The sequence below is a fragment of the Fibrella arboris genome, from assembly GCF_041321095.1.
Classification (GTDB): domain Bacteria; phylum Bacteroidota; class Bacteroidia; order Cytophagales; family Spirosomataceae; genus Fibrella; species Fibrella arboris.
Genome location: NZ_JBGGWE010000004.1, coordinates 115,360 through 126,941, shown reverse-complemented (window position 1 = coordinate 126,941; position 11,582 = coordinate 115,360). Strand labels below are relative to the sequence as shown.

The 11,582-nt window shown below is 49.4% G+C and carries 12 protein-coding genes; 4 read left to right on the top strand and 8 right to left on the bottom strand.

The genetic code is table 11. From position 1 onward, the window contains the following. The first annotated feature begins 4 nt into the window (after positions 1 to 4). Positions 5 to 1,279 (top strand): FG-GAP repeat domain-containing protein, encoded by a 1,275-nt coding sequence (locus ACAW75_RS08155; RefSeq protein ID WP_370728202.1) that lies wholly within the window; start codon positions 5 to 7, stop codon positions 1,277 to 1,279. Positions 1,280 to 1,374: 95 nt separating this feature from the next. Then, a complete protein-coding gene (locus ACAW75_RS08150; protein WP_370728201.1) occupies positions 1,375 to 2,229 on the top strand; it encodes an alpha/beta hydrolase in 855 nt (284 codons plus the stop codon). Positions 2,230 to 2,326: 97 nt separating this feature from the next. Here ACAW75_RS08150 and ACAW75_RS08145 read toward each other — a convergent pair whose 3' ends face one another. The 4 genes from ACAW75_RS08145 to ACAW75_RS08130 all read right to left on the bottom strand — a co-directional run bounded on the left by ACAW75_RS08145 (position 2,327) and on the right by ACAW75_RS08130 (position 5,421). After that, on the bottom strand, positions 2,327 to 2,959 hold the full coding sequence (locus tag ACAW75_RS08145) for an NAD(P)H-dependent oxidoreductase (RefSeq protein WP_370728200.1): 633 nt from the start codon (positions 2,957 to 2,959) through the stop codon (positions 2,327 to 2,329). Between the two features lie 26 nt (positions 2,960 to 2,985). Further along, positions 2,986 to 3,690, bottom strand: a complete 705-nt coding sequence (locus ACAW75_RS08140) for a DsbA family oxidoreductase (protein ID WP_370728199.1) — start codon at positions 3,688 to 3,690, stop codon at positions 2,986 to 2,988. 67 nt (positions 3,691 to 3,757) lie between these two features. Next, positions 3,758 to 4,354, bottom strand: a complete 597-nt coding sequence (locus tag ACAW75_RS08135) for a TetR/AcrR family transcriptional regulator (RefSeq protein ID WP_370728198.1) — start codon at positions 4,352 to 4,354, stop codon at positions 3,758 to 3,760. A gap of 134 nt (positions 4,355 to 4,488) precedes the next feature. Further along, a complete protein-coding gene (locus tag ACAW75_RS08130) occupies positions 4,489 to 5,421 on the bottom strand; it encodes an extracellular catalytic domain type 1 short-chain-length polyhydroxyalkanoate depolymerase (RefSeq protein ID WP_370728197.1) in 933 nt (310 codons plus the stop codon). A gap of 224 nt (positions 5,422 to 5,645) precedes the next feature. Here ACAW75_RS08130 and ACAW75_RS08125 point away from each other — a divergent pair, with 224 nt between their 5' ends. Further along, positions 5,646 to 6,560, top strand: coding sequence for a glycoside hydrolase family 19 protein (locus ACAW75_RS08125; protein ID WP_370728196.1), 915 nt, complete (start codon positions 5,646 to 5,648; stop codon positions 6,558 to 6,560). Between the two features lie 146 nt (positions 6,561 to 6,706). Continuing rightward, positions 6,707 to 7,216 (top strand): hypothetical protein, encoded by a 510-nt coding sequence (locus tag ACAW75_RS08120; protein WP_370728195.1) that lies wholly within the window; start codon positions 6,707 to 6,709, stop codon positions 7,214 to 7,216. A 115-nt stretch (positions 7,217 to 7,331) separates the two neighbouring features. Here the strand turns inward: ACAW75_RS08120 and tssD (ACAW75_RS08115) are convergent, their stop codons facing one another. From tssD (ACAW75_RS08115) to ACAW75_RS08100, 4 genes are all read right to left on the bottom strand, one after another. Beyond that, entirely contained in the window at positions 7,332 to 7,757 is a 426-nt protein-coding gene (gene tssD / locus ACAW75_RS08115) for a type VI secretion system tube protein TssD (protein ID WP_370728194.1), read from the bottom strand. A 57-nt stretch (positions 7,758 to 7,814) separates the two neighbouring features. Continuing rightward, complete coding sequence (locus tag ACAW75_RS08110; RefSeq protein WP_370728193.1) at positions 7,815 to 9,536, bottom strand: type VI secretion system Vgr family protein; 1,722 nt, start codon at positions 9,534 to 9,536, stop codon at positions 7,815 to 7,817. A 33-nt stretch (positions 9,537 to 9,569) separates the two neighbouring features. Beyond that, positions 9,570 to 9,986 carry a type VI secretion system tube protein TssD gene (gene tssD, locus ACAW75_RS08105; protein ID WP_370728192.1) on the bottom strand — a complete coding sequence of 139 codons (417 nt, stop codon included), beginning with the start codon at positions 9,984 to 9,986 and terminating at the stop codon, positions 9,570 to 9,572. Positions 9,987 to 10,172: 186 nt separating this feature from the next. Then, a complete protein-coding gene (locus tag ACAW75_RS08100; RefSeq protein ID WP_370728191.1) occupies positions 10,173 to 11,573 on the bottom strand; it encodes a type VI secretion system contractile sheath protein TssC in 1,401 nt (466 codons plus the stop codon). Positions 11,574 to 11,582 lie beyond the last annotated feature (9 nt).

Below are 11,582 nucleotides of genomic sequence, written 5' to 3'. Positions count from 1 at the left end.
CGATATGAGCAAGAGAATCATCCCTGGTGAACGGCCCATACGGGAACTGCTACGTTGCACGTTGCTTTGCTGCTGGCTGACAAGCGCCTCGGGGCAGGCTAAGACCCTATTCGACGTGCGCCAGCAGCAGGCAACCAGCACCGGAAGCACCTCGGCCCCGACGAAAGAGGTTGTTCTTTCCGGCGACTTTAAGAAAACGACCCTTACCCGTGACTTCGTGTCGGAAGGCGTGGCCGTTGCTGATTTGAACAAAGACGGCAGAAAAGATATTGTGGCGGGCTATTATTGGTTTGAAGCCCCCGACTGGACGCGCCACGAAATGGCCCCGTCCCGCCCATTCGACCCGCGAAAAGAATACAGTGAATCATTCCTGAATTTGGGGATGGACGTAAATCTGGACGGTTGGGACGATGTAGTGATCATCGATTTTCCCGGTAAACCGGCGTTCTGGTTCGAAAATCCAAGAAATAAGCCGGGAACCTGGGCAAAGCACATCATTGCCGATTCGGTAGGCATTGCCAATGAGTCGCCCGGATTTATTGATATTGATGGTGATGGCCGTCTCGATATTCTGTGCGGCGACAAAGCAAAAAAGCAGATCGTCTGGCTGAAAGCGCCCGTAAAACCTGGCGAGACAGCCTGGCAACGCTTTCCGCTGAGTAAAGAGAACGTACCTGGTACAGAAATCTTTTCGCACGGTATTGGCTACGGCGACATCAACCGCGACGGAATAAAGGATGTGGTGATCAGAGACGGGTGGTTTGCGGGCACGGCCGATAAAAAATCGGGGAACTGGGTGTTTCATCCGGCCAACCTGGGCGAACCCTGTTCGCAGATGCAGGTGCTTGACGTGAACGGCGATGGGAAAAACGATGTGGTTAGTGCGTCGGCCCATGCGCTGGGTGTCTGGTGGCACGAACAGATCGTTGACAAGCAGGGAGCAATCAATTTTAAAACCCACCTGATGAGCAACACCACGGCCCAAACCCATTCGTCGATCATGGCCGATCTAAACGGCGACGGTCGCAACGAGTACATTACGGGGAAGCGCTTCCTGGCTCATCATGGGCGCGACGCTGGTGATAGCGATCCGGGTATTCTCATGTGGTTTACGTTTACCCCCGGCACGGCTCCTTTTTATACCGAACACATTATTGACAATGATTCGGGCGCGGGCCTGAATATCGTAGCTCAGGATATGAACGGTGACCGAAAAACGGATATCGTTGTGGCGAATAAGAACGGTGTTTTTTTGTTTGAAAACAGGATCAAGCAGTAATCAGCGTGCTGAAAACGGTTTAAGCAACGTACCCGGCCCGAACCGGAAAAGGCAACCCGGTTCCACAAACACATACGCACTGACCGATCTCTTCAATGACCCGATCCACAGCAACAGGTATTCTTCGCACGCTATTCTTCGCCTGCTTGCTGCTCACACGCAGTCTTGCCGGACAAGCCGCCAAAATCGATACGGTGGAGACCGTCAGTCCGTCGATGAAGAAGACGATCAAGGCGGTGATTATCAGGCCCGATTCCTACGCCGATGGCCGGGAGCTACCCGTACTCTACCTGTTACATGGCTATGGGGGGAACTACGCCGACTGGGCCAGGAAGGCAGCAGCAGTTATCGGTAAAGCCGCAGACACCTACCAGATGATCATTGTTTGTCCGGATGGCAACGTGGGCAGCTGGTATTTCGACAGCCCGGCAGACCCTTCTTTTCGGTACGAAACCTACGTAGCCGATGAACTGGTCAACTGGGTCGATAGCCGTTACAAGACCATAAAAAGCCGAACCGGACGCGCCATCACCGGCTTGAGCATGGGTGGCCACGGGGCGTTGTATCTGGCGTTCAGGCACCAGACTGTTTTCGGCGCAGCAGGCAGTATGAGCGGCGGCGTTGATTTTCGGCCTTTCCCAAACAACTGGGACATTGCCAAACGCCTGGGGCCTTACAGCCAGAATCCCGAACGATGGGAGCAGAACACGGTCATTAATCTGCTGCATCTGCTAACGCCGGGAGCGCTCTCGCTCATCATCGATTGTGGTTCCGAAGACTTCTTTTTTCGGGTGAACAACAACCTGCACGAAAAACTCCTGGAGCGCAACATTGCCCATGATTATATTGCCCGGCCAGGTGCACATAACTGGGCGTACTGGAACAACGCATTACCCTATCAAATGATGTTCATGCGCAACTACTTCGATAAGCAAACCGCAAAACAATGATTCAGCTCAGGCAAAGCCGAAAAAATAGAACAGCCCGCTGGGAAATCACCAGCGGGCTGTTTGCTGAATGGAAGGATAGTCTGTAAGGAATGGGTAGTTAAGCGGCCTCGATAAATAGGTCTTTCCGGGGACGACGGACTTTAACGGCCTTCGACAGAAAATCTTTCTCCGCATCCCGGTACCCAAGTGCCAGAATGACAACACTCTTCAATCCCTGAGCAGGAAGATCCAGAATTTCGTCAAGCGCGTTGGCGTTAAAGCCTTCCATTGGGGTAGCGTCGACATGCTCTGTGGCGGCTGCAATAATCCCGGAGCCCAACGCGATATAGGCCTGGCGTGCCGCCCAGTTGGCACGTTCTTCAGGCGTTCTAGTCAACAGCGCCCCTTTGATCGACTCTGCGAACGGAGCCAGTGACTCGGCCGAAACTCCCCGTGTATTGGCAATCAACTGGATGTATTCGTCGATCTGAGTGGCCTCGACCGTTGACCAGGACGCAAAAATCAGCAAGTGTGAGCCTTCAACGATTTGTGGTTGCGGACAGGCCAGTTCATGGATTTTGCCCTTTAGTTCGTGGTTGTCGATCACCACCACCTTGTAAGGCTGAATGCCCACTGATGAAGCAGACAGGCGGATGGCCTCCAGAATAGTATCCAGTTTTTCGACGGGTACTACCTCGCCGTTCATTTTTTTGGCAGCGTACCGCCAGTTCATTGCAGCTAATAAGTCCATGGTTGTATTTAGAAAGAATAGAATTGTTAACAGAGTTCGCCAGGTGTGCAGGCGGGCCCGTCGGTCGATGATGTAAGGGCAACTGGATTGGCTTTTTCCCAGTCCGCCCAGGCAGTGTTCAGAGCACCGAGAAACGTTTCGGGCTGTTGCGCCCCCGATACGGCGTACCGTCGGTCGAGCACGAAGAAAGGTACGCCCCGTGCACCCACTTGCTGAGCTTCGTACACGTCCCGTTTTACGTCGTCGGCAAACTGGTCGCTTGCCAGCATCCGTTGAACGTTGGTAGCATCGAGCCCAATAGCAGTGCCCAGTTCCAGTAGGGTGGCGTGGTCAGACGTGTCGCGACCTTCCGTGAAATAGGCCCGGAATAATTGTTCTTCGGCGGCATCGCCCAGGCCATGCTGCTTGGCCAGCTGAATCAGCCGGTGTGCATCCCACGAGTTAGCCACAACGGCTTTATCGAAATCGTACAACAAGCCGACTTCGCTGGCCATAGCCGTTACGCGGTCGTTCATCTGCTTCGCCTGATCAAGGCTCCAGCCTTTACTGTCGGCCAGGTATTGGTTAATGTTTTTTCCCGGTTCGGTGTGCAGGTCAGGGTTTAGCTGGAAGCTTTTCCAGATCACATTGACCTGCTCTTTGTGGGCAAACTGATGGAGGGCGTGCTCAAACTTTCGTTTACCGATGTAACAGAAAGGACACATGACATCACTCCAGATTTCGACATCCATGTTGTGAGTTAGCTAAAAAATTAACGACGACATAAAATATAACAGTGTTAGGTTCATGGCAAAAAAATTAGCCGTTGAGCGCTTTGATGAACCCGCTAATGGCATCCTGTAGCACCAGCTGGCTCCACGGATTCTCTTTACGGCCCATCATTTGAATAGAAACCAGTCCGTGAAGAATTGACCAGTAGGTGTGGAATTTCAGAAAGGCGTTGACCTGTGGTTGATTGCTCTCCTGGATGGCCTGCTCGATAACAGAAATGAGCGTATCTGAAAACTCCTTCATTTCTGCAACCTGGCTTACCATATCGCAGGCCGGAATGCCCACCCCAAACATTAACTGGTAATACTCTTTATGCTCGAAAGCAAAGTGCCAGTACGCCCTGGCAATGGCATCGAGTTGTTTACTGGCCACCTGCTCCGTCGCTTTCTCCTTCAGAATTGCCTCCGTCAACAGGCGAAAGCCGTCTTTGGTAAACTCCAGCAATATGGCCTCCTTGTTCTCGAAATGACTGTAGATCACCGGGACACTGTATTCAATGGCGTCGGCTATTTTACGGATAGAAAGCGCTTGCCAGCCTTCTTCCAGAACCAGCTGCCAGGCTGCCTGTAGAATACTCGTTTTCACTTCTTCCTTCTGTCGTAACCGTCGCTCAAGAATGCCCATGTTGGGGGATGTTAGCTTCTATAACAGTGTTAACTATTCTATCGTCGTAAAAGTTCGTTGAGCCGCCAGTTGGTCATATGCGCCGAGCCTGCTAGGCCAGCCAGCGATAGAGATACAGGGTATTTCCTTGTGTATCAGGGTAATGCCCGGTTTTTGAAGAAGGTCCAGATAAGCTCGTTATTGGCCAGTGCAGCTGATGGCGGATCGCCAAAGCGGCGTACTGCCTGTTGACCGCCAGGCCAGGAGTGACCACCATCATTGGTGAGGTAATACTGAATGGGGGTGTTGTCCTGGCAGTTCATCCACTCGTAAAGCGTATAGCCGGCTGTTGTCCGAACGACCTGTTTGGTCGTTGTGCAATGCGCTAGTTTGGCGAACACAGAGAGGGTAGTATCTACCGAAGGGTTCCATTGCCTGTTGAGGCTTTGGGAGCCAACCCCGCCATCAGGCGGAACATGGCGATCCTGTTTTGAGTGGATATGCAGAATCGGCATAATCCGGCTTGGCTGACAGGCCGTTTTTAGTTGCATTGTACCTGCGTTGGCGGCTATAGCGGCTAGTTTATCCGGTAGTTCACAGGCCAGCCGATAGCAGAGCATGGCCCCGTTTGAATGGCCAGTAGCATACACCCGTTTCGGGTCAATCTGGTAGGTAGCTTGCAGCTTATCAATCAGTGAGCGGATAAATCCCACGTCATCGGTTTGTTGAGTCGATGCGCTTTGGCCACAACAGGCGCCTGCATTCCAGGTACGTAGCTTAAGCATACCCGAATTCTGCCGTCCGTCGGGATAAACCACAATAAAGCCCTCCGTGTCGGCCGTTTCGCTCAACTTGGATTGTGCTTCAAACTGCTGGCCACTACCGCCACCACCATGCAGTGCTACCACGAGTGGTAACGGATGGTTACGCTTCGAATAGCTGGATGGGATGTAGATCCGGTATGTTCGGGTTAAGCCTGCGTAATGAAGAGTATCGGGCGAGCTAAAAGAAGGCTGGCGATGATGGATAGTGCTATCCATCATCAGTGGCAGGAGGATCGTGAGGAGTAACGGTGATAGTGTACCCATATAAGATGGTGAGAGGTAACGACCACAAGGTACTGCCGATGTGCCGGAGTAACGATACCGCTGTAAATTTTCCCGACTGCTGGTTTAATCGATAAATGCTATATTCGTTATAGTTAAAAACAGATCCCGTTATGCCATTACGCCTCTTCGACAGCAACGATCAGACCAATCAGCCCGGACAAGGCTTAGATGATAGTGCCTTTGGAAGCTACGAGTCTGGCCTGATGGGCTGGAAGCGAACCGGAACAGTTGATAGTCTGCTATTTAGAGAGCAGGTAGCTACCAATAAGCGAGAGTTTGAATCTGCCTTTTATAAACAACTGCTCGACGAAAGAAGAGCATTCGACAACATGCTTTCTGACGTGTATCAGGCTGCTTCACGTCAAGCGGGCGAAACTGGGAAAGGAACCGAGGCGACGCAGACGAACGTACCCGATGACCCCAATGCGCCCACTTTTTATGTTACCGAAGAGCAACTCCAGCAAATATTCCCTGGCGGCGATAAAGCGGTGTTGAAGCAACTGCAAGCGCAGCTTCAGCAGAATATGCGGAAATACGGGATTGTGAATGAAATTCAACTCGCCCATTTTTTAGCACAGGCCGGTCATGAAACAGGTGGTTTCACCAAAGGGACGAACGTAGAAAACCTTAACTACAGATCAGCCGACAGGTTACGAAAAATATTTCCTAAATACTTTAAAAAAGGTGCGCGTGATCCCGAAGACTATGTAAAGAACCCACAAGATCTAGCCAACTATGTATACAGCAGCCGGATGGGTAACGGGGCTGAAACTACGGGTGATGGCTATAAATACCGTGGACGGGGCGTGTTTCAGTTAACGGGGAAGAATAATTATTCGTCTTTCAATGATTTCTACCACCAGAAACATAACGACACGCTGAATTTTGTTGATAATCCAGATCTAATTGCCACCGACACTGGACTGTCTGTTGAAAGCGCACTCTGGTTTTTTCAGATGCGAGTAAATGTGACTGATATTACGCTATTGACATCGGTCAAAGAGGTTACCCGCAAAGTGAACGGAGGCGAGAATGGGTTGTCTGACCGTGAGCGAATCTTTGCAAAAGCATTGTTGTATCTGGTCTTTTTGCCGAAAGGTATCGCTAAGGTTGATTGATGAGTATTCTGCGCCGATCCATATCTATGTCTGGTCAACTAAGTCTTCCTGCAAGCGTTATTCTGGCGATACTTCTCCTTGGTTTTAGCGCAACAAGTTCGTCTGGTCAACAACCACTAAAAAAGAAGGTTGACTCAGTAGAGGAGATGATCAATAAGTCAATGCCGACAGGTGCGAAGCTGGCGCACCCGATCATTACAACCACACTGTGGGGGTCAACCAGGTCAGTAATTGCCCTATATGGATTCGATGACCCCGCTGACCCAAACATCGGATTTAACAAAATCCTGGGGCATGTCTATTGCCCTACGGGAAAAGGTTCAACAAGCGATAGTATGTTCGGGCCAATAGACGAAGATGGAGGGTATCCTGAAGTGATCTCCGTTTTTTTTGCTAATGCAGATAAAGACAAAGTAAAAGAGTTAGTTGTCCTGTGTAGATATAAACAGCAGCATCACGACTATAATGGCGACTTTTTCGAGACGTTTATCTACGATAACCCTGGCCCGGGATCGACATTAACGTACCTGGAGAAATTGAGCGAAAAATTCTTCGGCTGCGAGTGTACGTATACGGATGGGAAAGTAGAGAAGGCGTTGTATAAAAATGCCGAATCGATCAAGGCAAAATTGAAAAAAATGGGGTACAGCCAGTAAATAGTATCTAGTCTTTATGAATAATAACGTAATAGGTTGACATCTACCAATAGTTAAAGCCAGGAAATTCTACAGAAGCTGTGTTCCATAAAATTTCCTGGTATTCCTTAAACAGCTAAGCCTTGTCGCCCCAGTTGTTATCATGCTCAGCCCCTGCGAAAGTAATTTTCTCCGCTGAGATGCTCAACGTAAATGTTGCTGCTGGCCGGGCAACAATGCCTTGTTCCGGCGTTTTGTTGAAACGTTCGGCGTAGCGAATGCAACGGCCTTTCGTAAATTCTACAGTTTTCAGTGTGGTCTGGTCCTGGTCAACAAACCGGATGCTGCCATCACCTTCTGTGTATGAGTTGGCAAGCCACTCGGCGAGAGGGCCGTCGGCGTCGGAAGACGTAAGTTCGACATGCACTACGCCACCCTGGGTGACGGATGAGGGTCGTCCTTTTGAGTCAACCGAACGGCTCAACTCATAGTTGAAGCTCACGACTTCGGTATCGGGTACGCCCATAGCGGTAAAATACGCGGCAACTGCTGATGCAGCCATAGTGGTAAGTTGTTTTGTTGAACGTTAGATTATATTAGAAAAGGAATCTGAAAATGCTCAATTTATTTTAACCATTCCGCCTTTCACGTTAACCGTCATACCTTTCACGTCGGTCGTTGTGGCGCTCAATTCAGCGGTGTCACCTGCTTTTATGTTCACATTGGTTCCACCTTTTATGGTGACATTTTTTCCGGCCTGCATCTCAATATTATTCTTGGCCTGCATCTTAATGTCTTTTGCGTCCAGTTTAATAACCCCTTTTGTTTGAAGATGAATAACACCATCATCTTTAAAACTGATGTGTAAACTGGTTCCTTTATTGTTGGCATTCGTAATGAAGAATTCCTGTTCGCCGGGTTTATCCTTCATGACAATTTTATTGCCGCCTTTCGTACGAATAATTTTCTGGTAATTATTATCAAACCAGTAGTTGGTGGAGGGATCTTTGTGGTAAAGGCTGCCAACAATTACTGGAAAATCAACATGGTTCGCTTCGTAACTGATCAGCACCTGATCATTAATTTCCGGAATAAACAGCGAACCTCTTGCGCCGCCTGTATAAGGCACTGCCACACGTACCCAGCTTGACTTGGCCTCTAATTCATTTGGCCAGTGAAACTTGATTTTGACGCGGCCAAGCTGTTTCGGATCGTCATTTTTTATAACGGTCGCAATTTCAGGTAAGGCTGTTGGAGCCCGCACAAGTGGGTTGCGCGGTGGCATTTCGGCAGAGAAAGGAACCGCCTCGAACCGATTGCTATAGTTCCCCACTTCGTCGACCCGGTGAATGATGGCTGTAATCCGATATTTACCGGCGCTCAGCTTTTTGAATTTACCCGTATCGGCCAACTTTTGCGTAGTAACATCAACGATTACGCCGATGCTCAGGTTGGGGTTTTCGCCTACGCCTTCAAACGTGACTAAATCCGTTGCGTTGCTGATATTGGTTGCCTCTACGGCGTCATCCAATTCGCCTTTCGACTGAATATCGCGCAGTGGCCACCGTAGCGAGGCCCGACTGAATAAGGAGGCTGATTTTGAGTACGCAAAATTGCCAAATGCCTGTAAACTTTGGACTGGCTGCCCACCACTTCGATATGATTCATCTTTCTGGTAATTATAATGAAACATCTGAAACTGGTTAGGCTTCAGAGAGACCGATAAGTTGAAGTGCTGAACGCCGTCGATAATGAACGGGACGGTATTATTTTCTGGCTTGCCAATGATCAACTGCGTGCCATTGTAATAACACCATTGGCTATATTCTCGACAAAGTCTGGTAAGCAATGCCCAGTTTGATTCATCGTACTGGGCTTTATAGTCGATCAGGTTTGTAAATGTTGACGAAACGACCCTTGGCAGCGCCGAGGCAGAATAATCTTTTAGAACGGCGTTGAAAATATTGGCTAATTGCTGCTCGACCCAGGCTCTCCGTTGGTGACCATCCTCCATTAAATAAGTAGGGCTGTGCCCTCTTATCAAAAAAGAATTTATCATGTCACTGTTGTTGGCCAGAGTAATTTCAGTGACAATACCTGAGAATTTGAAATCTTCAGAAACGTTCTTGTACAGCGGTTTGAACGAAATGGTAGCGGCTTCGCCCACCATCGCTGTATGCGACTGTTTGAAGAAGAAGTCCTCTTTGTCTTCAAGCACTTCGAAAGGCACGGCAATCTCGAACGTATGGTGTGTGAATAGCGACTGGTTGATCTGAAGATGCGTAAAATGCTCCAGTTTCTTGCCGCCAATTACTATATCTGCTTTAACCTGCTGAGCCATTAGTGCGTCCGTTAACGATAAAAGGTGCGGTTGTTAAGCCCCCATTTTCCAGTCCATCCACATATTATCGTGTACGTACCCGTCAATAATAATCTGGCGGGCTGTCATCCCGAGCTGAATTGAATAGGCGGCGGTTGCATCGCCTACCCGAAACGTTTCATGGTAGCGTACACAATAGGCATCTTTAAATTCAACGCGTTGTAATGTGCCGCCTTTCTGGTCCCGGTAGATGATCCAGCCGTTCTTGATCGCCAGTGGATCCGAAGCCCAGTTGGTCAGAACACCCCGATCGTTCCCTAAAATGGACACCTCCAGCAACCCGCTTCGAACACCTGCCGATGCCCGGCCCTTCCGATCAACCGATTGGTTGAAGTTGATCGAACTATCGATAAGCGTTAATGGATTCTCAAGGCCATCAACGGAAAATTCTGATCGAAAAGAAGAGGCCATAAAGACAAAACACAGTTTCGAAAATGCGTTAATCTATAGATTAAGTTATGTAAGCTTCTGCTGTCGAAAACCTGCTTCTCCTTACGAATTATCGGCGTAAGTAGAAACAATAGGCTGATAAAGTACCCTAACCTACAGACACTCCGGGCAACTGTTCATGCTACGGCTGCCTCTGCGGAAGGTGATTTATCGTACTTCCGCTTTGAAATCGTTTCTACGACCAGTTTCTTCATTACGGCCTTTTTCGCCCGTCAGGTTGATAATGAACGTCTTGGCTGGGAAAAATGGCGTCACATTCAGATCGACGATGATCCGGTCGGGCTGCATAGGATCTGGCCGAAATTTAGGCGGATCAAACTTGTCGATGATTCGGCCAGGCCCTTTGATTCGATCAAGGAATTTCACAATCTCGTCGGTGAGCTCTTTTTCTACTTTTCCGCTCCAGTTCTCCATCGCCCGCTTGTTCAGGAAATTCATCATCACCTTCATCAACCAGTCGAATACCCGAACAACGGAGTACGTTTTAAGGCCCACATTGTTACCGGCAAACAGTGTTTTGCCAGAAAAGGGGATAATCCGGGCAAACTCTTTCGTCATCGGAATCAGGCCTAATCCTTCGAGCTCGCCTACCTCTGTTTTGAGCAGGTTCATTCGAACGCCATCTACTTCTTCGAGCGCTCCGAACTGCAAACCAGCTGATACCTGAGAGATCAGATTCTGGTGTATTTTCCCGGCGAGTGCCGTTGAGGGTTCGATGTAGAGATCCTCCTCCTCATCGTACTCTTCGTATTTCCCACGGCCAACCAGATGATTTACGGTCATCATCACGTTGGCGAACCTGGGTACGTCCTGCGATAGTTTTTCGCGTTGGAATTCCTTGATCGTATCCTTTAGACCGCCCATGTTGCGGTAATCGGTGATCAGCATCAGTTTGTGTTCACTGGCTATTTTAGCCCAGGCATCAACAACGGTTTTTTTGCCCAGGTAACCCGGAATGACAAGCAGGGAATAGCTCTCCTGCAAGTCGAAGCGGTTATAGACCTGATGAATTTCATTTTTGACATACTCAATCGTGTCGTTATTGTATACGTTGGCCGGGTCTAATTGACTCAGGCCCGCGTTCAGAAACACGATATTACGTACCTTGAAGCCGCTCTGATTCGCATTGGCGAAGTACAGGGCAACGCCTCGGTAGGTCGCCTCCAGTTCGCGGCTGGCGTCAAGAACTTCTTTTACATTTTGTTTATGCAGTTCTTCGGTCGCTTCCAGCTTTTTTTGAGCCTGCTCGGCCAGTTCGGACACAGTGCCGTCCGACGATAGCATCTCTTTCCACAACTCCAGTCGTTTGAGCAACGCCTGCCGGTCACGCCGGCGATCACCTTCCTTCAGAAATATCTCACGCTTGGCGCGGCGTTCTGGATTCAGGCTATCAGCGCCTTCGATAGACGTTTCCAGCAGTTTATACCCGCCAAATTTTAGCTGCTGAAGCTCGGCAATATTTTGCGAAAAGGAGCGACTCGAGGCCAGCTCGCGTTCAGCTGTATCAACTGGTTGATTGGCAATCTGATTGTTCTGTTGTTCGGCCATGGCAAAAGT